The organism is Alcanivorax sp. NBRC 102024, assembly GCF_001602235.1.
Taxonomy (GTDB): domain Bacteria; phylum Pseudomonadota; class Gammaproteobacteria; order Pseudomonadales; family Alcanivoracaceae; genus Alcanivorax.
In genome coordinates this window covers 42004-66255 of the sequence record NZ_BDAS01000010.1, presented here as the reverse complement: position 1 = coordinate 66255, position 24252 = coordinate 42004, and the positions used below count along the sequence as shown (strand labels likewise).

The window sequence follows — 24252 nt, the reverse complement described above, 5'->3', positions numbered from 1 at the left end:
AACCGGAAACCCATTTGCTCACCACGGTGGCCTTACGGTATAAGCCATGGACATTACCACGGAGCCACCGGGAGTCTGAATGTCACGCAAAGCCGCCGCATCGAAAACCCTGCTGCAAAACCTGCAGGTGCCGGAAGGGGACAAGACCTACGAGAAGGTGCTGGATGCGGGGCTGGCGTTATTCGTTGAGTTCGGCCTGCGCCGTACCACCATGGAAGACGTGGCGAGCAAGGCCGGTATCGGCCGGGCCACCGCCTACCGCCGCTTTGCCGACAAGGACCAGTTGATCCAGGTGGTGATCCTGCGTGAGTGTCAGCGGGAGCTGACCCGGATCGAAGCGGACCTGGCGCAGATCGATAACGGTGTGGAGCGGGTGCTGGAATCCTTTGTGCTGGCGACCACACGCGCCCATCGCCACCCGCTGCTGCAGCGGCTGCTTACCTCCGAACCGGAAACGATCCTGCCCATTCTCACCCAGCGCCTGTGGCAGATGATGGGATTCTTCCGTGTCTATATGGCCGGCATACTGGACCAGGAGCAGAAGAAGGGGGCCATTCGCAAGCAGTCCTCCGAGGCCCTGGCCGAGCTGATGCTGCGGCTCACCCAGTCCATGGTGCTGTCCCCGGACGGCCTGATGAATCCCGCCAACGAAGCCGGGGTGCGCCAGTGGGCCAATGACTACCTGCGGCCGCTGCTCAATCCCTGACATTTTCTTTCCCGGCCTGACCAAAATGATCTAAACAGAAATCCGAAATCTGTGTGATGGGCTTGTTTGTGTGACCAATTGAGACGTATTTTTCTATTTGTCTCAATCAAGGATGCCACCGACAGGATTTGCCATGACACAGACGGCCACGCAAACACAGCGGAAAATCCCCCAACCCCTGGGTCCGGATTCCTATACCTGGCAGGATTTCGGTTCCTGGCGTTTCCACCTGATGCTGCCCCAGGCCTTCGTGCTGCAGGTGGCCCACCCGATCATTGATGCCGGGGTGGGTGAGCATTCGGTCTACAAGACGGATCCCTGGGGGCGCGCCAAACGCTCCACGGAACTGCTCTGGCCCATCGTCTATGCCCGCCCGCAGAAAGCCATCGAAATGGGCATCAAGCTGCGCGACCTGCATCGTTCCATCAAGGGCGTGGACAAGCACGGCAACAAGTACTTCGCCCTGGACCCGGAAGCCTACAGCTGGGTGCATATCACCGGTTACGACGCCACCATCCGCATGCACGAGATGCTGGGCAAGTCGCCCACCACCGAACAACGTCACGCCATGTTTGTGGAGTGGCGGCAGCTGGGCAAGATGATGGGCATTCGCGACCAGGATCTGCCCGCCACGGAAAGCGATTACTGGGATTATTTCCACGGCATCATCCGCGACCGCCTGGAGTGGGGCGAGGTGGTGCAGGACCTGATGCGCCCGGACCATTATCTGGACATTCCCAAGCCGCCGGGCAGTCGTATCCCCGATGGCGCCTGGCGCCTGATTTTGGCGGTGATGGGGCGTTTCATGCGCTTCAATCTGCGCGCCACCTTGCCGCACCCGTTCCGGGAAAAATTCCAGATCCCCTGGAGCAAGACGGACCAGCGACTGTTCCGTGCCTGGTGTGGCGTTTACCGGGTGCTGCATGCCCTGACGCCCAAAAGCCTGCGGCTGATTCCGCTGGCCCGTCGGGCCTACCGCGATGCCAGGCAACACCCCGAGGCTTATCACATCAATACCATTCCCGAAGGTGCCCGTTATGACATCGGATAACCGCCCCTGGCTGTCCACCTACGCCTCTCTGGGGTACGACTGGCACACCCTGCCGGCGCTGCCCGAGAAAACCCTGTCCGATTATGTGCGGGATCATGGCCAACAGTTTCCGGACCGGGAGGCGCTGGTGTTCCTGGGCAAGGCAATCACCTATCGGCAACTGGATCAGCTGGCGGATCGCATGGCGGCCCTGTTTGCCTCCCGGGGAGCCAAGGCGGGTGATGTGCTGGGGCTGCAGATGCCCAACACCCCCCAGTACGTGGTGGCCTTTATCGCGGCGGCCCGACTGGGCATGGTGACCACCAGCATTTCGCCGTTGATGACGCCGCCGGAAATTACCCACCAGGCCAACGATGCCCAGGTGACAATCCTGCTCACGCTGGTGCCGTTCTGGCAGACCTCGGTGCCACCGGTGCTGGGCAAGGTGGCGACGCTGAGCACGGTGATCGTCTCCGGTCCCATGGACCTGATCACCGGGCAGGGGGAGGCCTTGGAAGAGACGCACGAAGGCGTGTCGGTGATCTCCCTGCACGATCATCTGCCGGACACTGCCGAACCGGTGAACACACCGGTGGATATGGATTCGGTGCTGTACCTGCAGTACACCGGCGGCACCACGGGCCTGCCCAAGGGGGCGCGGCTGACCTCGCGCAACCTGTTTATGAATAACCTGCAGGCCAATGTGTTTTACGGGTATCGCACCGGCGAGGAAACCGTGGCTTCCGCGTTTCCGTTGTTTCATATCGGCGGCGCGGCGGTGGTGTTCAACGCCCTGCGCACCGCCTCCACCTTTTTGTTGATTCCCGATCCCCGCGATATTGATCACTTCGTGGCAGAAATGACCGCACGAACGCCCACCGTGCTGGCGGCAGTACCGGCGCTGTACCAGATGCTGTGTGCCAACGAGACATTCAGGGGGCTGGATTTCAGCGGCCTGCGCATGGCCATTTCCGGTGCTGCGCCTTTTGCCAAAGAAGAAGTGCAACGGCTGGAAAGTGTGATCGGCAAAAACAAGTTCTGCGAAGTGTATGGCATGACCGAGACCAGCCCGGTGATCACCCTCAACCCGGCCTCTCATTTCAAGGAAGGCCATGTGGGTATTCCCCTGCCGGGCACCGAGGTGCGCATTGTGGATGTGGATACCGGTAAGGAAATGCCACTGGGCGAACCCGGCGAAATCATCGCCGCCGGTCCCCAGGTGATGCAGGGCTATCTGGCCATGCCGGAGGCCACGGAAAAGGCCCTGGAGGAAATCGACGGCAAGCGCTGGATGCACACCGGCGATATCGGTGTGATGGATAACGACGGCTTTGTGCGTGTTTGTGATCGCAGCAAGGACATGCTGATTGTGGGCGGCTACAAGGTGTTTTCCGTGGAAGTGGAGGGCAAGGTGCAGAGCCTGCCCTGGGTCGCCATGTGTGCGGTGGTGGGCCGCCCGGATAACGACCGGCCAGGCAATGACATCGTGCAGCTTTATGTGGAGCGCAGCGCGGATTGCGACAAGAACGACACCGACCTGAAGACCGAGCTGGACCGTTTCTGCAGGGAAAACCTGTCGCCCTACAAGGTGCCGAAAGAAGTGTTCTTCCTGGATGCCATTCCGCTCACCTCGGTGGGCAAGATCGACAAGAAGGCATTACGGCAAACCGCTTAGCTCAAAACGTAGGGTGCACTGAGCCTGAGGCGAACTGCACCGATCCAAGGCCTATGTGGTGCAGTTCGCCTTAGGCTCAGTGCACCCTACGGGAAAGGCTGGCGATATTTTTTACTCATACCCATAACGATAAAGGGTCACGACCATGACAAGAATAACGCTGCAATACAGCAAGGTGATCCTGCTGGGCATGTTACTGATGCTACAGGGCTGCTCGGCATTCAAAGCATCCCACTTCGTGCCGGAATCGGCGGAAAACATGCGTGAGTGGGAAGTGGAAGGCCGCTTTGTTCTGCGGGCGGACAGTACCGTCAGCAAAAGCCATTTCGCCTTTCGGCAAATCGGTGAGGAGTACGCCCTGTCCATTCTGATGGACGAGCCGGTGGGCGAACCCAAAGTCATCATTCACGGTAACGTCTACGAGCCGGACAGTGAAACGGTGGATGTGATCGGCGGGGCGGAGGCCATGAAAGTGGCCGAACATCTGCAGGCGCATATTCGTGCCGGCAATCTGTCTTACTGGTTAAGGGGTTTGCCGGCCACCGCCGATGCGGTGGTGTATCAGGAAGACCTGGACCGGGTGGACCGTATTGAGGAAGCCGGTTGGGATATCGACTACCAGGAATACATGGCGGTGCAGAATTATCTGTTGCCGTCAGAAGTGACGTTCAAGGGCGAGCCGGGTTCCTTCACGCTGAACATGGTACGCGCGGAAACGGCTTACCTGACTCATCCCTGCGGCCAGAATGTGTCGCCCACCGAGCTTGAGGCAGAGCCGGAAAATAGCGCCGGACAGGACGCGGTGCGCCAACTGGTACCCAGCGACGGTAGCCCACCCATCCCCCGCTGGGTGGATGAAGCGGCTTTCTGTCGGCAGCTGGTGAAGATTCACGGCAAGATACCGGATGCCCGGGTGGGCCTGTACGGGCCGGACTCCATGATGTGGAAACTGTCCCGGGCGGGCATGCCCGGCGCCTTTGGTGCGGGCCGGGCGCTGTTGCTGCAACTGGCCCACCCCTGGGTCACCGCCAGTATCGACGAACATTCGGTGGTCCGTGATGACCCATTGGGCCGCGCCCGTCGCACCTTCCAGCATGTGGGCACCATGGTGTTCGGCAGCATGCCCCAGGTGATGACGTCGGCCAATCAGGTGCGTGATATCCACGAAGAAATCGAAGGCGAAGTGCCCATGGATTCCGGGGCTTTCAAACGGGGCAGCGAATACCGGGCCAATGAAGTGGCGGCCATGATCTGGGTCCATGCCACCCTGTGGGAAACCCTGGCCTACATGTACGAGAAAATGGAAGGCGAGTTGACCCGGGAAGAGAAGGACCAGTTCTACGAAGAAACCAAGCTGTTTGCCATGCTGTTCGGTGTGCCGGAACCGGCCCTGCCAGCAGACTGGAATGCCTTCATGGAATACAACCGCGCCATGTGGGCCAGCCCCCAGCTTACCGTGGAAGAAAACGGTATTCGCCTGAAGGAAGATCTGTTCGACCCGCGCTCCGTCTGGATGATCTTCCCGTTATGGGTGCAGGAGCAGGTCACCGCCGCCAATCTGCCGCCGCGCATTCGTGATGAATTTGAAATGAAGTATGGCTGGTGGCAGAAGTTCAACAACGCCTGGATCATGAGCGGTGCCACGGTGGCCCAATGGATGCTGCCAAAGAGCCTGGAGCGTAACCCGCTTTATCACGAGGCCAATGCGCGGCTGGAAGGCAAACGGGTAGGCACTTACAACCAGTTCCTGATTGAAGCGTTGCTGGACAAGGAGCGCTTGGTTAACTGATGCCAAGAGTCATCGCACTGCTACTGATGCTCGGGCTGGCGGCAACTCTGCCGGCCTATGAGGTACAGATCCGTCATCTCAGTCAGCCGGACTTTCTGCAGCAGGTGTTTGGCTCGGCTTCGCCACAACCGGGGTTGCTGCCCTTGCGCGGCGAACTGCGCCAGCGAGTGACAAAGGTGCTGGGCCACCCCTACCGGGGCCTGCGCCTGCGCTACTGGCATACCGATACCACCAGTGCCTGGATCATCGACGAAAAAAGCAAGGACATGCCCATGACGGTGGGCGTGGCCGTGGGGCCGAAGGGCATCGTGGATCTGGAAATTCTGGTGTACCGGGAGCCCCGTGGCGGCGAAGTGCATGAGGCCTTTTTCCGTCGTCAGTATCGAGGCATGACACTCAATGATGACGATACCCTGTCCGGCGACGTGGATGGCATCACCGGTGCCACCCTGTCCGTGGATGCCACCAGTCGCGTGGCCGCCATGGCGCTGGTGCTGCATCAGGCGGTGATGGAAGGCGCCTCTTCAACACCATAACCCCGCACGCCACTCGTTGGAGCCTTGCGAGCAAGGCTCCAACGGGAGGAGGTAGGCAGTTGCCACAACCTCGCCAAGCCACCACTATCGAACCATTATCGCTGCGCTGGCTCTAACCGTTATGGTTCGATTTTTTCCGCCTGTTTTTCGAGGCCTTGGTTATGCATTGCTGCTGGTGCTGATTCTGGCACTGGTTGTCGCTGGCTGGCTGTATAGCCAGGGCTTGCGTGTGGGGAAACCGGGCTGGCATAACGGCCTGACCCTGGCGCAGTGGCGCTGGCAACCGGACGACTGCGCGCCCCTTGCCGGTACAGATCTGGTCCTGAGCGATCTGTTTCCTGTCACCGTCCACATGGGCACGGTCACTGTCGCCGCCTGTGACAGCGGCGCGGACGATGACGGTGCTGTGTTGCCGGCATCCCTGCCCTGGACGCCCCCCTTCCTGCTTTCCATCGACGCGATGCAGGCTCCCGAGATCGGCGGAGTGGTGCCGCCGCCGTTGCAGGTAACGGCCCGGCAGCAACAACAGCATTGGTCGTTAACAGTGGAGAGCACGGCCAGTCACCTGCAGGCGGACTATGAGCGCGGTGACGGGCAGTGGTCGGTGTCCGGCAACGGTGCGTTGAATGAATGGCTCGCGGACGGGAAAGGCAGATGGCAGCTTGACGGTGAGGGTGTCTGGCAGGGACAACCCGCGGGCACCCTGAGTGCAACCCTGGAGGACGCGGGCCTGCAATCGCAGCCGCAAAAAGCGGACCTGGCGATGAAGGCCCGTTTTACCGGTGCGCAGTGGCAGGCGGAGATGCGTCTGACGGAGCCATTGGCAGTCCATGGACAATGGCAGCTGGCGATCCCGGAACCGTTATCCCTGCAAGGGCAGGGCATTGATCTGTGGCAAGCCCGGGGGCAGTTGCAACTGCAAGGACCGCCAGGGCAGATTCATGTGTTCGCTGGCAGTGACGAGGACTCCGTGGAGCAGGGCGCTGGCCGGGTCGTGCTGGAGGGGCCAGAGCTGGATGGGCAAGTGGATTTCCAGTGGAAGGATCGACGGCTGACCCTGGCGCCGGCAAGCCTCACATTGCCGGAACAGGTTTCCGCCCGCTGGGAGCAACCCTTGCAAGTGCCCATGTCGGAGGATGGCGACGTGGAACTGCCTCTGTGGCTGGGTTATCAGGATCTGCGCCTGCAGGCCAACCCCAGCCGGCTTCAATGGCAGGGCAAGCACTGGCAGTGGCAGGGCGCGCTGGCACTGCAGGGGCAATGGCAAGGGTTTCAGCTGGAGGGCCACTGGCAGGGTCAGGCCGCCAGCAAGGGTTTGCAGGGAGAACCCATCACCCTCGACGCGCGGAACGGTGACGACCATCTGGCGTTTCGGCTGCCCCTGAAAACCCTGCAACGGGCTCCCTATGGCGCCAGGGCAACTCTGAAAGGTCAGTACGCCGGTTACCCGCTTGATGGCAGCCTGTCGTTCCGGCAAGGGGAAAGCGGTTGGCAGGGCACCCTGTCGGCCACCTCGTCCCTTCCCGACTACGACCGGGGTGGCCAGGTTTCCCTGCAGGTGCCGTGGCATTTGCAGCAGGATGCTGTGGTGCTGGCGGATGGCAGCCGGCTTTCGATCAGCGAAGGGCTGGTGGAGCAGGTGCTGTTGCGGCCGCTCACCGTGACTACCCGTGGCCCGGTAACGGTGGACACGGCCGGGGCCCATGGGCAGTTACAACTGCGCAGTGGCGGCTTGCTGGCAGCCCGCTGGCGGTTGCCGGTGGTGTCAGGCAACGCCCGGCTGGCAGGTAAAAAAGTCACCGCCAGGCTGGCGATTGCCGATTGGCAAAGTGAGCTGACGGCACAGGCCTGCCTGGCCGGCGAGACGCCCCAGGGCCGTTTCCAGATCCATAGCCCACTGATTCCGGCCATGGGCCAAGGCCTGGCCATGACCCCCCGTAAAGGTTCCCTCTCCGGTGAGGGTCGCTGGCAATGGGGCGATACCCTGTCTGCACAGGGCACAATGCGTCTGGCCGATTCGGCAGTGGACTGGGGCAGCGTCACGGCCCGAGGAATTCAGGGCACCCTGGAAGGGCACTATCGTGATGGGGCGGTGTCTCTGAAGAGTGCGGGGCCGGTGACGGCGGGTACCCTGGATATCGGTACGCCCATTACCGACCTGTCCCTGCAGATGGAGAGTGATCTCAGCCAATGGCAGTTCACCGATATCCGCGCGGAGTTGCTGGGCGGCTCCCTGCGTTCGCCGGCACTGGAGTGGCCATCATCCCGTCCCCAGCCGGTGGTGATTACCCGCATTGATCTGGAGCAGGTGGCCGCCTTGCAGAACCCGCCGGCGGTATTTCTGGATGGGCGTGTTGGCGGCTATGTGCCCCTGCAACTGGGCACGGATTTTATGGTGGTGGAAGGAGCCCGGCTGGCCAATGAGGAAACCCTGTCCCTGCGTATCCCGCCGTCGTCCAGTGTGCAATCCATGGCCAGCTCCAACCAGGCCGTGAAACTGGCACTGGAAAGCCTGAGCGTGCTGACCATCCCGGATTTTCAGGCCCGCATGAACATGGACCGGGAGGGCTGGCTGGAAGCGGCGGTGACCATCAAGGGAGTGAATCCACAGAGAAATAATCTGCCGGTGGTGTTTAACTACACCCATCGGGAAAACATGCTGGTGCTGATGCGCAGCCTGCGTATTGGCGATGACATCACCGAGAAACTGCGCACGGAGAATGCACAATGAAAACACTCGCGCCGGGTTTGTTGCTGGCGGTGACCCTGTTGCCTGCCTGCACCCCGACGGTGGCTTTGAAAGCCCCGGAGGAACCCATCACCATCAATCTGAACGTGAAGATCGACCACGAAATCCGCCTCAAGGTGGAAAAGGATATCGATCAGTTGTTCAGCGAAGACAGCGACCTGTTTTAGGAGTAGGGATGATGAAAATTGCAAAAACTCTGATTGCCACCCTGGCCTTGCTGTTGAGCATGGCAGCGTTTGCACTGGATCTGGATGCGGCGAAGAGCCAGGGCATGGTGGGTGAACAACCGGACGGGTATCTGGGCGTGGTCAAGGCGACCCCGGCCGCCGTGGAGCTGGTGGCGGATATCAACCAGAAACGCCGTGATGCCTATGAACGCATCGCCAAACAGAACGGTATTACCCTGGATCAGGTGGCGCGACTGGCCGGGCAGAAAGCCATCGATAAAACCGACGCTGGAGACTATGTGCGGACTCCCGATGGCCAGTGGGTCACCAAGTAAATACCGGTGTTCCTCGGAGGATGAATCCCGGCTCGTTCTCACCGGAAAAGTGAGCCCGGAGCGGGAGGGAAGAATTGTGATCCACTCAATGTGAATGAGTGGATCCTTCCCGAAATGTTTTGATACCTCCCATAAAAATATAAAAAAATATTTCTATATAAACAGCATTGGAGCGAACGTTCTAACTGAGACGAAATCCCTAATCCATTGGTAATATTTTGTCTGAGAGTGGTTAAATTTCAGTAAATTCAAGCACTCAGCGCCCTCTCTGGGCTATGGGTTCCTTCACCTTGTGGTTACATTTGCAGAATCACAGGGAGCAACTTTGAAGGAATTCTGCCATGAAAACGATCTTGCGTGTTAGTGCGGCGATCCCGCTTTTTCTATCCCCCCTCGCCATGGCCGGAGAAAATGTTCCGGACCGTTATGGGTATATTGGTGGCCATGCCAGTTATTACACTTTTTACGATAACGACGTGATCGGCAATGGTGTCGACGGTCTGGATGATGTGCCTTTTTATGGCGGTCAGCTGGGCTGGCGTTTCCATCCCAACTGGTCTGTGCAGGGTTGGTATGACGAGGTCGAAGGCGATGCGGAAAGCAAATACGATTCCGGTCGTCGTGTGGACATGACCAACTACTTTGTCAGCGGTCGTTATCACTTTAACGATACCAGTCTCCTCGGTTTTGAGCCCTATGCGGGTATCAATGTGGGGGAGCAGTACATTGAGAGTCTCAATAACCCCAACAGTGACAAGAATGACGAGCTGATGACGGGGGTCGAGCTGGGTGTTCAGCGTGCCTTCTTCAAGCATGTGATTCTGGATCTGGGCACCCGTCACGCCTACAGCACCGACCGCGAGTACTGGGAAGGTCAGGTGTATGCGGGCCTTAATCTGGCGTTTGGTATCAGTAACGACAGCGACGACAGCGCTGAAGATGAGGTGGTAGCGGCTACCCCGGCTGAAGTGGTAACCGGTGACAGCGATGGTGATGGGGTCAACGATGACCGTGACCGTTGCCCGAACACCGCCTCCGGTGCGGTGGTGGATGCGGATGGTTGTCAGGTCTATGAGAGCCTGGAGCAGCGTGAAACCTCGGTGATCTACTTTGGTTTTGACCGCGATACCATTCAGGGACAATTTACTGATGAGATTCGCGGTGTGGCAGAGCGTTTGAACGGGGGTGAGCAGGGCCATATCCGCGTGGAAGGCCATGCTGACAGCACCGGCCCGGCGGACTATAACCAGGGCCTTTCCGAGCGTCGTGCCCAGTCCGTGAAAGACCGTCTGATGAAAGACTTCAACGTCAGCGGCGATCGCATCAGCACGGAAGGCTATGGTGAGAACAAGCCGGTAGCGGACAACAGCACCCGCGAAGGCCGCGCCAAGAACCGTCGTGCGGAAATCATCGTGGAAACCGAAGAGAAGAAAGCGCAGTTCAAGTAACCGCGTGATTCGGGAAACAAAAAACGGGATGCTTCGGCATCCCGTTTTTTTAGGGTCATCGGTGAAGGTTACTGCCCACTCTTCGACCAAGGGTTCTGTTTGTAGGCGCTATGCGAGCATGGCGAACGGCTAACTGCTTTTTTCCTCGCTAGGGCTCGGTTCGCATGTCGTAGATCCCCTGGGGGGACGAGCATGGTTCCTACAGTCTATATTCCTTCCGAGGCATTTATTCACCCGGCCATTAAATACATTGGGCCAATGTTGTCGTTTGCCGTAGGAGCGTCGCTTGCGGCGCGATTCCAGCGTTGTTAATCGCGCCGCAAGCGACGCTCCTACATTAGCCGCTCTGCCAGCCCCGACGCTCGCCAGGTGCGTTTTTTCACCGCGCTGTCCAGCACTGTGGGTTTGCCGAATTCCAGCAAGGTGAAACGATCGCGGGCACGGGTGACGGCGGTGTAAATCAGTTCACGGGTGAGCAGCGGATGGGGAGCATCAGGCAGCACCAGCAGGGTATGCCGGAATTCCGAGCCCTGGGATTTATGCACGGTCATGGCATAGACGGTTTCCACCCCGTCCAGGCGGCTGGGCAGAACCCACTTGATGCGGCCGTCGGGTAACTGGAAGGCGACGCGCAACAGTAACTCCGGTTTGCCATTTCTCTCTTCCAGCAGCGGCAGGGTCAGGCCCACATCGCCGTTCATCAACCCCAGCTGATAATCGTTGCGGGTCATCATCACCGGGCGGCCCGGATACCACTCCCGTTCCGGGGCCAGGTCCTGTTGTTGCAGGTGACGGGTGATGCGCTGGTTCAGTTGTTCCACGCCGAATGGCCCGCTGCGCAAACCACTGAGCAATTGCTGGTGGGTGAGTTGCTTGAGCAGTCCGGCGGCCCAGGCATCGAAATCCTGCCGTTGCGACGGCGGCGTTGCCACCGTCTGAAAGAGCGCACGCAAACCCTGGTGATCGCCGCTGCTGTTCAGCAGCAAGGTTTCCAGTTGCCGGTCATCACTGCGCAGGGGATGGCGATGCAGGCTGTCGCCGTATTTTTGAAACGCCTTGCGTACCTGGGGCAGGTTTTCGTCGTTCACCGCCCGCGCCAGTTCGCCGATGCCGGGGCTGTCCTTGGAGCGCCAGTTGGTGCGCAGCATGGCGGTCTGCTGGGCCAGGGCGTTGCCCGGGGCCTGGTCGGTTTCCTGATAGTCGCTGATGTCGGCGCCACAGGTGTCCTTGATGAAATCGATGGTGCGTTGTTGATAGCGGCCCTGGTGGGCATGGCGACACAGGTCGCCCATCACCGCGCCGGCTTCCACGCTGGCCAGCTGGTCCTTGTCGCCCAGCAGGATCAGCCGGGTGTGCGGGCTCAGGGCTTCCAGTAGGCTGGCCATCATGTCCATGTCGATCATGCTGGCCTCGTCCACCACCACCAGATCTGCATGCAGCGGATTGTCAGCATGGTGACGGAAGTGACGGCTGTCCGGGCGGGTGCCGAGCAGGCGGTGCAGGGTGGTCACGTCTGTGGGGATGGCGTCGCGTACCGCGACGTCCACGTCCAGTTGTTGCACTTGTTCGCCGATGGATTCGGTGAGCCGAGCCGCCGCCTTGCCGGTGGGAGCGGCGAGGCGGATCCGCAGACGCTGGTTGTCCGCCATGGCCAGACTTTGCAGCAGCCCCAGCAGGCGAACCACGGTGGTGGTTTTGCCGGTGCCCGGACCGCCGGTGATGATGCCAATACCACTGCGGCTGGCCAGGGCGCAGGCTACCTGTTGCCAGTCGGTCTGGTCGCCGGCGTTCGGGAATAATCGAGCCAGGGCGTCGCGCAGACGCTCGGCAGGCAAGGGGCTGACGGTGGCCAGTCGTTGGCCGATGGCCTCGGCCACCGCCACTTCCCGGGCCCAGTTTCGGCGCAGGTAAAGGCGACTGCCATCCAGCACCAACGGCGTGCTGCCGTTCTGGCAGACCAGCGGACTCTGTTGCAGATCATGCAGCCAGTCGTCCGGTTTGCCGGGCAGCAGCGTGACCAGCTCCGGCGGTGGGCTGGTGCCCCACAGCTGGGTGGCCAGTTCCCGGTTTTTCAGGTCCAGACAGAGGTGGCCGCTGGCTTGTTGATTGCTGGTGAAGGCGGCGAGCAGCAGCACTTCGTAGCTTGCCTGCGGGCATTGCTGCTTAAGGAAACGGGCAATGGCCACGTCCAGATCGCGCAGCAGATTGTTGTCGCGCAGCAGGAGAAGAGCGTCTTCCCAGGTGAGGGCGGAGAACAGGTCAGTTTGCATGAACTCTCCTGGCGATTGGCCGATTGAGAGGCCGGATAGCAATGCGCTTCGTAGCGTCACCCTCTCCCTGTCCCTCTCCCTTCAAGGGAGAGGGGACCCTCCAGAAGGGCGCATGGTTAGCTCCCCTCTCCCTTGAGGGGAGAGGGGTTGGGGGAGAGGGTGAGACGCTCCATGCGTTGAGATGGTTTGTCATCGCGCTCATTCGTTCCCTCCAAACATCGCATCCAGCGCTTCAACCAATGCCGTGTCCGGTCGATCAAACACCGTGCCCGCCGCCGGCCCTTGCAGGCCGCGCAGGAACACATAGACGGCGCCGCCCAGGTGCTGGTCGGGATCATAATCCGCCAGTCGGCTTTTCAGCAGGCGGTGCAGGGCCAGCAGGTAGAGGACGTATTGCACTTCGTAGCGTTTTTCCAGCACCACGTCGGTCATGGCCTCCAGGGTGTAGGCGCTGTCATCCACGCCCAGCCAGTTGGATTTGTAGTCGAGCACGTAGTACTTGCCGTCGTGTTCGAACACCAGATCGATAAAGCCCTTGAGCATGCCGTTCAGGGTGTCCGCTTCCAGTCGCGGGCGCGAGTGCTGTGGGTGGATGTGCTGGCGAATCAGGGTGTCCATCTCGGCCACTTTTACCTGGTGGGCGGGGAACAGGAATTCCAGTTCCGGCACATAGGTGTGCAGGGTATTGAGGGCGATCTTGTCGTTCTCCAGCGGCAGGGCAGTGGTGACTGCCTGCTTCCACCAGTGGCGGATCACTTCCATAAAATCCTGCCAGCCCCGGGCCTGCAGTTTTTCTTCCACGCTGGTTTCAAACTCGGCCGGGTCGGCCAGGGTCTCTGTGAACCGCTGGTTGGCGGCCTGCTCGAGCACATCGTGGAGCAGGGTGCCCGGCGCGGCGCCACGGGGAAAGGCGTGAATGCTGTTTGGCAGGGGCTCGGCATCATCGACAACGGTGTCATCCTGCTGCTCGGCCAGTTGATCGCCGCGCGGGTCCGCCGGGGCCAGGGTTTCCTGTACCTGTTTGAGCGCGCTGTAGCTGGCAATCCACCAGGGTTGTCGTTGCCGGGCCACAGGAATCAGAGGCGTGCGCAGGGTCCGCGCTTCGGCTTGGGGTTGATAGGTTTCTGTGCTGCTGTCCGGTGCGGCGATGATGGACACCGCCTCATGGGCTACCGGCACCAGCGCGTCGCGCAGGCCGTCGTTGGCCACGCCGGTGCCGAACAGCAAACGGCCGATGGCGCTTTTTTCCAGCTGGTTCTGTTTGCCGCGGCCCTTGATATAGGGCGCGATCCCCAGGGTGCAGGTGTGGCAGGCGCGGGTCAGGGCCACGTAGAGCAGACGCATGTCTTCGGCGAGTCGTTCGTGGTCCGCCTTGTTTTCGACATCGTCATCCGGCTCCAGCGACACATTGAGATGATCGTTTTCGTGGTAGCGCAGCGGCGGCTTGTTCTTGTCCGCCGGGCGGAAGCTGCAAATAAAGGGCAGATACACCAGCGGGTATTCCAGGCCCTTGGACTTGTGGATGGTGATCACCTTGACCCGGTCGTCATCACTTTCCAGTCGCAGGATACTTTCCTTGCTGCTGCCGCGACCTTCTTCAACCGTGTCTTCCAGATAACGAATCAATGATTGTTCGCCGTCCAGCTGGGTAGCGGCCTGCTGCAGCAGCTCTGCCAGATGCAGCAGGTTGGTCAGGGCCCGTTCGCCGTCCAGGCTTTGGCTGAGCCGGGCGGGTACATGGAAATCCATAAGCAGGCTGCGCAGCATGGGCAGCACGCCCTGGGTCTGCCATTGCTGGCGATAGCCGTGAAACTGCTCCACGGTTTCTTCCCAGCGCACTTCATCCTGATTGAGGGTATCCAGTTCCGCGTAGGCCAGGTCCAGCACCGCACAGGCCAGGGCGCTGCGCACCCGGGTGTCGGATTCCGGGGTGGCGCAGGCGTGCAGGATCAGCAGCAGGTCATGGGCTTCCGGCTGGGCAAACACGGAATCCTGGTCAGACAGATAGACGCTTCGCACCTGCCGTTCCATCAGCGCATCGCGGATGGCTTTGGCTTCGGTACGGTCGCGAACCAGGATGGCAATGTCGTTGGGATGCAGGGGCCTGAAGCTGTCGGCTTTGCGGAAGCCGGTGACGCCTTTTTCGGCACCGTTAAGCAGATGGGCAATTTCACTGGCGCAGCGTGCCGCCTGCTCGTCCCGGTACTGGCCGGCGCTGACCGGTTTTTCCTGCTCGTCTACCCACAGGGTAATGCCGGATTTTTCGTTGTTGTCGACTAACAGAACGTCCTTGCGTCCGTTGGCGTCAACCTCTTCGAAGGGGATAGCGTTGTCCATCATGAACACATCGCCAAAGGTATTCTGGCTGTAGGTGAACAGATGGTTCACCGCCTTGACCATGGCGTCGGCGCTGCGGAAGTTTTTATCCAGGGTGTAGTGATTGCCTGCGGTGGCCCGGCGGGCTTTCAGATAGGTAAAGACGTCGGCACCACGGAACGCATAGATGGCCTGCTTGGGGTCACCGATCATGAACCAGCCGGTACCGGCTTGCCCTTCATAAAGCGCGGAAAAAATCCCGTACTGGGTGGGGTCGGTATCCTGGAATTCGTCGATCAATGCCACCGGGAACTGGTCGCGGATGACCTGGGCAAGCCGTTCGCCGTTGCCGCCTTTCAAGGCATCGTGCAGGCGGCTGAGCATGTCGTCGAAGCCCATGGTGGCGGTCTGGCGGCGGACCTGATCCACGCGCCGGTCGATCCAGGCGGCGGCATGGGCGAGCAGGTCGGTGCGGGGCAACTGTGTATTTGCCCGGCCTTCCATGACCGCATCCAGCTGCTGGCAGAAGGCAAAGTCCGGGCGGTGTTCCTGGCCGGCCTTGGTGAGTTTCATACCTTCATGGGAAAACTTTGCCAGGGTGTCGTAGGCCTTGTCGTTTAGCCGTTCGCCATTGGCGTAGCGCTGCAGGGTTTGCAGCATGCCGGGCAGGCTGGTGGTGCGGTAGCTGTTGCCGTTGAGCCATTTGTTGTCGCGGGCGGCGCGCACCCACTCGAGAAAGTCCGGCAGTTCGGCGGCCAGTTGCTGGCGGGCGTGTTGATCCTTGTCCGCCTGGGGGCCGGTTTGTGTCAGCCAGTGTGTGACGCTTTGCGGTAACGCTTCCGGGTCCGCTTCTTTCAAACCGAGCAGGGGGCGACAGGCCTCCAGCAACGCATCCGGGTTGCCCAGGTTGTCGCTTTGCAAGGCATTGGCGGCGCTCACCGGGAAATCGGCGATCACGGAACGCCAGTAATCCCGCGCCGCCATTTGTTGTTCGTCGCTGGCGTCTTCCTGCAACTCCAGGCTGAACAGACTGCCGGAATCGAAGGCGTGCTGTTTGAGCATGCGGTTGCAGAAGCCGTGGATGGTGTAGATGGCGGCTTCGTCCATCCACTGGGCGGCGGCATCCAGACGCTGGGCACAACGGGCCCGGTCTTGCGGATCGCTATAGTCGTTCAGCAATTCGGCCAGCACCGGGTCGTCGGCTTTTGCATTGGCATCGGCAAAGATACGTGCCGCATCGGCCAGGCGGTCGCGGATCCGTTCGCGCAGTTCCTCGGTGGCCGCTTCGGTGAAAGTCACCACCAAAATTTCCGGCGGCAGCAGCGGGCGCGCGAAGGCATTGTCGTCGCCATGGCCGAGCACCAGACGCAGATACAGCGCGGCCAGGGTAAAGGTCTTGCCGGTGCCGGCGCTGGCTTCGATCAGCCGGGTGCCGTGCAGCGGGAAGGTAATCGGGAGCGGACGTTCAGCATTCATGCGCTACCCCCGGTTGCAACTGCGTAGGGCGCACTGAGCCCAAGGCGAACTGCACCATTCCACCGTCGGCAGAGTAACCGAATCGCGGCTAAGGAACTGTCAGCCAGGTATCGCACTTTCTCGCGTTGCAGCTTGCAGCTTGTAGCTTGTCGCTGTTTAACGGTGCAGTTCGCCCTAGGCTCAGTGCACCCTACGGAAACAGGAGAATGGGTGCGTTTAATGGTCACCATGTTCACTCCATTGGGCGTGCTGGTAGAGCGGGGCATAGAGTTGCTCGGTCCAGTAGTCGAAAGCGCGCTCGTCGCCGTGGCGGACAGCCAGCATGTCATCGAAGTCGGCCCAGGCGCGGGCAAGGGCCGGTTCCTTGTCCTGTTCACCGGTGTGCATAAAACCGGATTCGAACACCTTGCGGGCCTCGTTGTCGCCGTTGTCTTTTTCTTCCCCTTTCAGCCAGGCGAAGGCGGTGGCGCAGGCGATGGGTAGCGGTTCGCACAGGGCCTGCTGCCAGGCATGGCCCAATTGATCCAGGCAGTGCTGGGCGTCGCTGCGGTTCAGGTGAGGCAGGGTGATGCGGCCATCCTGGCCCTGGACGTGGGTGGTTAACGGGAACCCGGCGGCGCAGGCGGCCAGGTGCAGGGTCCAGTCCCGGGTGAGTTTGTCGAAGCGCTCTTTGAGCTTGCCGGTGTGCAGGACCAAGCGCTGGCTATTCGCTGCGGAGCCACGCAAATCCGTGAGCCAGTCTTCGATCTGCAGGGGCCCGGCATTAAGACGGATTTCCTGTTGCGGTTGCGGTGCGCCGCACTCGGCCAGCAGGGCAAAGTAGTGTTCCAGTGGCTGCGACAGGGGCATCAGCAGGCTGTCGCGGCTGCCTTCGTCAAAGGGCGCCAGGGGCAGATCGCCACTGCCGGCCAGGCGATCCAGGGTGTGGGCCATGGCGTCGCCGGCATGCTCCGGACCGGCACGCAGGGCCTCGCTGAGCAACTGGTCCTGGAGCTGGAAACGTTGCAGGCCGTCGAAGGCAAAGGGTTCGCTGTCATCCAGTACCTGGCGTTGCTGTTTCAGGCGGGCCTTCAGGCGCTGCTCGAAAAAATGCGCCACCGGCTGTTTGAGAAAACGGCCCAGGGCGGCGCAGGTAATCGGCTCGTCGCTGTCCAGTGGCGGCAAGGGCTGATCATTGCTGACAGCAGGTGCCTGACCATCGTGGAGGGCGCGCCATTCGTTGGCATAAGTGTGCAGTGAATCGTTGGCCGCATCCTGGTCGCTGTGGAAAAAATAGCGGGCACTGAACGGTTGCAGCGGGTGCGCCACGGTGAGGGCATCCACCGGTTCGCCCTGGTCGGTGTGCCAGCGCTGGTTAATGTGGTCGCGCAGTTGCGCCACCAGCACCGAGGGCGGCCGTTCGCTGTTGTCGCGCACGTTGCGGCCGGTCCAGCTGATATAGAGGCTGTCCCGGGCGCTGAGCAGGGCTTCCAGAAACAGGTAGCGGTCGTCATCCCGGCGGGATCGGTCGCCGGGGCGGTAGTTGCCCCATTGCCGCATCAGATCGAAATCCATGGGCTGCTGCTGACGGGGGTAGTCGCCGTCCTTCATGCCGAGCAGGCAGACATGGCGGAAGGGAATGGCGCGCATGGGCATCAGGGTGCAGACATTGATGCGCCCGGCCATGAACCGTTGCGACAGGCTTTCCGCGTTGAGGGCATCAAGCAGCGGGCGGCGGGCCACGGTGAGAGGCAGGACGCTGTCAAAATCCGCTTCGGCGCAGGCCGCCAGCCAGTCGTTGAGGGCGTCGCGCAGGCCCGCATCCAGGGTCTGGTCGGTTTCGTCCACCGGGGCGAACAGGTCATCCAGTAACCGGGTGAAGCGTTGTTGCCACTCCCTGGCGCTGGCGTCCTGACGGGATCGTTGCCAGTGGTGTTCCAGGGTATCGAGCAGGCGCGACAGGCGGCCGGCCAGCTCCGCGCCCAGCCCGGCCACTTCGTCCAGGGGCTCGATGCCCATCCAGGCCGGGCCGTCGCCGAGCAGGTAGCCGGCCAGCATCCGTTTCAGGCCGAAGGCCCAGCTGTTCTGTTCGAAGCCGGGTACGTCCAGGGTCTTGCGCTGCTGGCTGTTCAGGCCCCAGCGAATGCGCGCCTGGTCGATCCAGCGGGCCAGTTGCGGCAGGTCGCCTTCGTCGATGCCGAAACGTTCGCGCACGGCGGGCACATCCAGCAGGTCGAGAATGTCGGTGGCGGTGAAGCGCCATTGGGGCAGGTGCAGCAGGGATTCCACCGCCTGGGCCAGGGGGGACGCGGCCCCGGCACTTCGGTCACTGAGGGTATAGGGCAGATAGCGGGGATCGTCCCGTTCCAGTCGGCCGAACACCGCATCAATGTGCGGCGCATAGGCTTCGATGTCCGGCACCATCACGATAACGTCCCGGGGTTGCAGGCTCGGGTCGTTGCTGAACCGGTCCAGCAATTCATCCTGCAGGATTTCCACTTCCCGCTGGGGGCTGTGGCCAATGCGGAAACTGAGCGAGCCATCGATCGCCAGAGAGGGGCGTTGGTCCGGCGCCGGCAAGGGTTCCAGATCGAGAATGTCCTGCTGCAACTGTTGCAACAAGGTTTGCGGTTCCTGGTGTTCAAACAGATCGATCTGATTCTGGAAGGCGCTGCGATAACTGTCCGGGTCGTCGTGGTCGTAGAGCAGGCCGATAAAGTCCCGGCCCTGTTTGCCCCAGGCGGCCAGCAGTGGATTGACGCGATTTTCCGGCAGGGCGGTCAGGTGGCGTTTGCGGTTGTCCAGTTGGCGGCGCAGCAGTTGTTTGTCTTCGACAATATCCGCCCAGTAATGCTGGCAGGGGTTCTGTACCAGCATCAGGATCTGGCAGTGCTGACTCAGCGCCGCCAACGCTTCCAGGGCTTGCTGGGGCAGGGCACTGATACCGAAGATGATCAGGCGGCGGGGCAGGCCCGGCGGTGGCGTGCCCTGTTGCTGTTGTTGAGTGAGTGCCGCGATAAAATCCCGATGGATAGCGCTGCGGCTAAGCCCCTGTTTGCTGTCATCCATGTCCGCCAGCAGGGCGCGCCACAGATGCGCCTGCCACAGCTGGCTGCTGGGAAACTCATCAAAAGCGTCGCGATCCTGGGCCTTGCGCAGACGGTCGTTGCCGTTTTCCCAGTCCGCCAGCCAGTCCGCCCGATAGACCTGATAGGCATCGAACAGATCCGCCAGCCGCTCGGCCAGCTGATGGCGTTTGCGACCGTCCACATCGTCGGCGAGAAAATGCCGCAATGGGCCGAAATGGTCGTTATTGAGAAGCGTCGGCAATAACCGGTACAGACGCCATAGCAGCCGGGATTTATCGAAGGGCGAGGTACGGGGTACCTGGTCTTCGCCAAGGACGGTGCGATAGGCACTCCATAAAAAGCGGGCGGGCATCTGAAACTGAAAACCGGCGCTGATTCCCAGGGCATCCGCCAGTTGCAGTTTCAGCCACTGGGCCATGCCGTTGGACTGCACCAGGAAGGTTTCCGTTTCCAGTGGTGACAGTGGCTCACGCTGCAGCCAGTCGGCCACCAGCTCGGTGAGGGTTTCCAGACGGTTGCCGTGCAGCACCATCAGCCCGTTTTGCATGGACATTCCTTGCGCGAAATTGTGTTTGTGCGAAAGGGTCTAGCCTAAGGGAGAAGCGCTTGCCGTGCTACAACAGCTAGCCACATGTGGGGCAAAGGAGGGGTTGCTAAAGCACGAAGGTAGCCAGGTTTTGTTGTGGGGAAATAATGGGGTGGCAGGGGCGAGTAACGAGTTTCGAGTCTCGAAAAACAAAAACCATTCTTCGGTTGAAGGTTTTGACTTTCGCAACTCGCTCCTCGTCACTCGCTACTGAATCACTACAGCACGCTCATCCACCAGTTTAGTCGTTCACGCTTTTGCGGTTGCGGTGTTTCCTGTCTTTCTTGCGCTGGCGGGGTATCGGCTTCACTGGCCTGGCTGGGCTTGATGCCAAAAGTGGGATAGAGCGACGCTACCAGCAGCACCGCCATGGCCTGATTAAAGGCGCGCAGGCGCCGGCCCCGGTGCAGCCAGTTTTTCAGCACCGCGCCAAACAGGTTCCAGCTGCTGATCAGCGGTAATCCGACGATCAGGAAGGTGCCGGCCACAATGGCCACGCTCAAGGTGAAGTCCTGCGGTTGGGTAAAGGTGGCTACCCCGGTGAGAATCATCATCCAGGCCTTGGGATTGACCCACTGGAACAGGGCGGCCTGCATGAAGGTGAGCGGTTTGGCGTTGTAGCTATCACTTTTCAGGTTGCGGGTGCGCACTAGCTGCCAGGCCAGATACAGCAGGTACAAGGCGCCGCCCACACGCAGTGCGGTAACGGCCTGCGGGAAGCGGGTCAGTAGCTGGCCGAGTCCCAGCGCCACGCACACCAGTATTACCTGACAGCCGATGGCAATGCCCAGAATGTGCGGCAAGGAACGGCGGAAACCTGCGTTGGCACCGGATGCCATAAGCATCAGGTTGTTGGGGCCGGGGGTGCCGGTCATCACGGCAACAAAGCCGATAAGTGCCACTAACTGTTCCGTCGACATGACGCGATCCTTCTTTTCTGAAGATGGTTCAACAGACTAGGTGGACAACGCATATCAATACAGATATAAGAAAATAATATTGAAGCGGTACAGATTGTAAGAAGAGTAATCTGTACTGGTTGTTATGCGAAAAACTGTATCGGGTGTGGAGCTCATGACGTTGTATCAAAGCCTGGCGGATCGTCTGCAGGTCCTGATCCGGGATCAGGTGTACCCGGTGGGCAGTCGCCTGCCCGGGGTGCGGGTGCTGGCGGAGCAGCAACAGGTCAGTGTGTCCACGGCGGTGAATGCCTGCCGGGAGCTGGAGCAGCGTGGTGTGCTGGAAGCCCGTCCGCGATCCGGTTACTACGTGCGCCAGCCGCCGGTGGTGCGCGAGGCCCCCCGGGTGACCACGGCAAGTCGGCGGCCGCGCCGGATTACCGGCCAGGAGCGGGTGCTGCAGATATTGCAGAGTGTGAATAACCCGTCGGTGGTGAACCTGGGCGCGGCGGTGCCGGCGCCGGAATATATGCCGGTGGCCACCATGGAAAGGATGTTTCACAGCGTGCTGCGTGAGGAACGACGTCGCTGTGTGGGCTATGCCTTTCCGCCCGGGGCGCCGGAACTGTGCACCCAGGTTGCCCGCCGGCTGGCGGGGCTGCAGTGCGAGGTCAGCCCGGAGGATGTGCTGATTACCAATAGCTGCCAGGAATCCGTGGCCATTGCGCTCAAGCTGACGACCCAACCCGGCGACACCGTGGCGATTGAATCGCCCACCTATTATGGCTTGTTGCAGGTGATCGATTCGCTGGGCCTGAAGGCACTGGAAATTCCCACCGACCCGGTGGAGGGGATTTCCCTGGAAGCCCTGACCCTGGCGTTGGAGCGCTGGAAGGTATCGGCCTGTGTGGTGGTGTCGAATTTTTCCAACCCGCTTGGGGTCAGGCTTTCCGACGCACGCAAACAGGCCCTGTTGGCGCTGTTGTCGAAGCACAAGGTGCCGCTGGTGGAAGATGATATCTACGGGGATCTGCCGCTGAGCGGCCCCCGGCCCCGGCCGGTGAAGAGCTGGGACAAGAATGGTTTGGTGTATTACTGTTCGTCTTCGTCAAAAACCCTGTCTGCAGGCCTGCGGGTAGGGTGGCTGGTGACGCCGGAGCGTCATCGGGAAAAGGCCCAGCATCTGCAATTCATCAATACGGTATCGGTGGCCACACCCTCACAGCTGGTGCTGGCACGCTATCTGGAGCGGGGCCATTACGACCGGTTCCTGCGCCAGCTGTGCGCTGAGCACGCCCGGGGTGTGGTGCGAATGACCGAGCGGGTGACGCAACTGTTTCCGCAACAGACCCGGGTGAGCCGGCCTGCGGGAGGGTTCGTGTTGTGGGTGGAATTGCCGGGGGAGGTGGATACTACCGAGCTGATGGAAAAGGCACTGGAAGCCGGGGTGAGTTTTGCGCCCGGTTCGCTGTTTTCCGCCTCCGGAAAATTCGCCAATTGTCTGCGGCTGAACTGCGCCGTGAAGTGGGACAACCGGGTGGAACAGGCGCTGGTGACCTTGTCGCGCTTGCTTTGACAGGCTGTTGAAAAGATGCCCCTCTTCGCCTTGCGAGCAAGGTTCCAACGGCCTCGTGGATGGTTAGCTCCAAACGCAAGAGGCCGCGCCCAAACCTTGGACGCGGCCTCTTGCGTGTCAACATCAACGGCGCTGTCACGCGCCGCTATTCATTATTAATTTTTAATTATTCACTGAATTTACTCGCTTTCCATCTCTGCCAGCTCGTCTTCGAAGAAGAATTTCTCTTCGCCGAAGGCCGGTTCCAGATGATTCAGCCAGGTGGCATCCTCGTTGTACTTGGCGAAGAAGGGACGCTGAACCCAGTCGTGGTTACGCCCCTGGATGAAGCGCAGGGCGAACACTTTCTCGCCGTTGATTTCGGTAACGCCCTGGATTTCCACCTTGCCCGGGTGGCTGGACATGCTCGGGCCACGGGCGGTACGGGCGATACCGGAGACCTGCTTCATGGCATCACGGTAGATCTGCCAGGCCTTGGCCAGCGGGACTTCAAAGTAACGACGGGCACCGGTGTCCCGTTCCACAAACATGTAGTAGGGGATGATGCCCAGCTCGACCTGGGTCTGCCACAGGCGGGCCCAGTCATCGGCATTGTCGTTGATGTGTGCCAGCAGCGGGCCCTGGGCGCGGATCACGGCGCCGGTGGCGCGGACCCGGCGTACCGCTTCCCGGGCGATGTCGGTTTCCAGTTCCTGCCAGTGGTTGTAGTGAGCCATCAGCGCCAGGTGTTTGCCGCTGGCCTGCACTTCCCGGAACAGATCCAGAAGATCCTGAGCGTCGTCGTCGGATACCACACGTTGCGGCCAGAAGGTCAGCGCCTTGGAGCCGATGCGGATGGTGCGGATCTGTTCCAGTTCCAGCAGCGGCTCGATATGGGCGCGCAGGTTCTTGGTCTTCATGACCAGCGGATCGCCACCGGTGATCAGCACATCGGTGATTTCCGGGTGCGCCTGGATGTACTTCTTCAGCTGGCCGGCTTCCTTGGTGGCGATTTTCAGATCGTTGTCACCAATAAATTGGGCCCAGCGGAAGCAGAAGGTGCAGTAGCTGTGACACACCTGCCCCTGGCTGGGGAAGAACAGCACGGTCTCGTTGTACTTGTGCTGGACGCCGTCGATTTTTTCGCCGTCCACTTCCGGCATGTTGTGTTCCATCTGCCCGGCGGGGTGCGGGTTCAGGGCGTCACGGACTTCGGCGATGGCGGCCTTGATTTCCGCCTTGTCACCGCCGCGCATGGCCTCGGCCACCTTGTCGAAATGCTCCGGGGCCAGCATGCCTTTCTGCGGGAAGGTAAGCTGGTAGATGGGATCATTGGGCACCTTGTCCCAGTCGATCAGTTCGTCGATGACGTACTCGTTGACCCGGAAAGGCAGCACATTGGCAACGACTTCCATGGCAAAGCGGGTCTCGTCGTCAAGGCGTTTGAGTGGCTCGATCTTGTCGAGCTGGCGCGCGGTGAATACCTTGAAACGGCGCGGCTCTTCAAACTGCGTTTCCGTGCTCTGATGCAGCGGAATGACGGCATTGGTTTCGGGCATGGTATCGCTCCTCATCATGCGCCGGCATGACGACACTGGCGTCAACACCGGTACACTGGTTGCTAAACCAGCAGGACTTGTCTTTGTG

15 protein-coding genes are annotated in these 24252 nt (G+C 60.8%); 10 read left to right on the top strand and 5 right to left on the bottom strand.

Translation table 11 applies throughout. The features are described from left to right. Window positions 1-79 precede the first annotated feature (79 nt). From A0251_RS14350 to A0251_RS14310, 9 genes are all read left to right on the top strand, one after another. On the top strand, window positions 80-706 hold the full coding sequence (locus A0251_RS14350) for a TetR/AcrR family transcriptional regulator (protein ID WP_062817534.1): 627 nt from the start codon (window positions 80-82) through the stop codon (window positions 704-706). A 133-nt stretch (window positions 707-839) separates the two neighbouring features. Further along, window positions 840-1757 (top strand): oxygenase MpaB family protein, encoded by a 918-nt coding sequence (locus A0251_RS14345; RefSeq protein WP_231874250.1) that lies wholly within the window; start codon window positions 840-842, stop codon window positions 1755-1757. Next, window positions 1744-3411 carry an AMP-binding protein gene (locus A0251_RS14340; protein ID WP_062817532.1) on the top strand — a complete coding sequence of 556 codons (1668 nt, stop codon included), beginning with the start codon at window positions 1744-1746 and terminating at the stop codon, window positions 3409-3411. Before A0251_RS14345 ends, A0251_RS14340 begins: the two co-directional genes overlap by 14 nt. Before the next feature lie 145 nt (window positions 3412-3556). After that, window positions 3557-5200 (top strand): lipoprotein insertase outer membrane protein LolB, encoded by a 1644-nt coding sequence (locus tag A0251_RS14335; protein WP_062817531.1) that lies wholly within the window; start codon window positions 3557-3559, stop codon window positions 5198-5200. Then, window positions 5200-5736 (top strand): FMN-binding protein, encoded by a 537-nt coding sequence (locus tag A0251_RS14330; RefSeq protein ID WP_062817530.1) that lies wholly within the window; start codon window positions 5200-5202, stop codon window positions 5734-5736. The genes A0251_RS14335 and A0251_RS14330 overlap by 1 nt, the downstream gene beginning before the upstream one ends. A 175-nt stretch (window positions 5737-5911) precedes the next feature. Further along, a complete protein-coding gene (locus A0251_RS14325) occupies window positions 5912-8467 on the top strand; it encodes a YdbH domain-containing protein (protein ID WP_231874256.1) in 2556 nt (851 codons plus the stop codon). Next, window positions 8464-8652: a YnbE family lipoprotein gene (locus A0251_RS14320; RefSeq protein ID WP_062817528.1), complete on the top strand. Its 189-nt coding sequence runs from the start codon at window positions 8464-8466 to the stop codon at window positions 8650-8652. Before A0251_RS14325 ends, A0251_RS14320 begins: the two co-directional genes overlap by 4 nt. A gap of 8 nt (window positions 8653-8660) precedes the next feature. Next, complete coding sequence (locus tag A0251_RS14315) at window positions 8661-8987, top strand: YdbL family protein (protein ID WP_231874249.1); 327 nt, start codon at window positions 8661-8663, stop codon at window positions 8985-8987. 341 nt (window positions 8988-9328) lie between these two features. Continuing rightward, on the top strand, window positions 9329-10435 hold the full coding sequence (locus tag A0251_RS14310) for an OmpA family protein (RefSeq protein WP_062817527.1): 1107 nt from the start codon (window positions 9329-9331) through the stop codon (window positions 10433-10435). Window positions 10436-10767: 332 nt separating this feature from the next. Here A0251_RS14310 and recD read toward each other — a convergent pair whose 3' ends face one another. From recD to A0251_RS14290, 4 genes are all read right to left on the bottom strand, one after another. Continuing rightward, entirely contained in the window at window positions 10768-12705 is a 1938-nt protein-coding gene (gene recD, locus A0251_RS14305; RefSeq protein WP_062817526.1) for an exodeoxyribonuclease V subunit alpha, read from the bottom strand. Window positions 12706-12903: 198 nt separating this feature from the next. Beyond that, window positions 12904-16497, bottom strand: coding sequence for an exodeoxyribonuclease V subunit beta (recB, locus tag A0251_RS14300; RefSeq protein WP_062817525.1), 3594 nt, complete (start codon window positions 16495-16497; stop codon window positions 12904-12906). Window positions 16498-16713: 216 nt separating this feature from the next. Beyond that, complete coding sequence (gene recC, locus A0251_RS14295) at window positions 16714-20112, bottom strand: exodeoxyribonuclease V subunit gamma (protein WP_082810914.1); 3399 nt, start codon at window positions 20110-20112, stop codon at window positions 16714-16716. Between the two features lie 257 nt (window positions 20113-20369). Next, a complete protein-coding gene (locus A0251_RS14290) occupies window positions 20370-21071 on the bottom strand; it encodes a LysE family translocator (RefSeq protein WP_062817523.1) in 702 nt (233 codons plus the stop codon). Window positions 21072-21225: 154 nt separating this feature from the next. On the opposite strand from A0251_RS14290, the gene A0251_RS14285 reads away from it, so the two are divergent. Beyond that, window positions 21226-22626: a PLP-dependent aminotransferase family protein gene (locus tag A0251_RS14285; protein WP_062817522.1), complete on the top strand. Its 1401-nt coding sequence runs from the start codon at window positions 21226-21228 to the stop codon at window positions 22624-22626. A 179-nt stretch (window positions 22627-22805) separates the two neighbouring features. Here A0251_RS14285 and A0251_RS14280 read toward each other — a convergent pair whose 3' ends face one another. After that, on the bottom strand, window positions 22806-24164 hold the full coding sequence (locus tag A0251_RS14280) for a KamA family radical SAM protein (RefSeq protein WP_062817521.1): 1359 nt from the start codon (window positions 24162-24164) through the stop codon (window positions 22806-22808). Window positions 24165-24252: the final 88 nt, after the last annotated feature.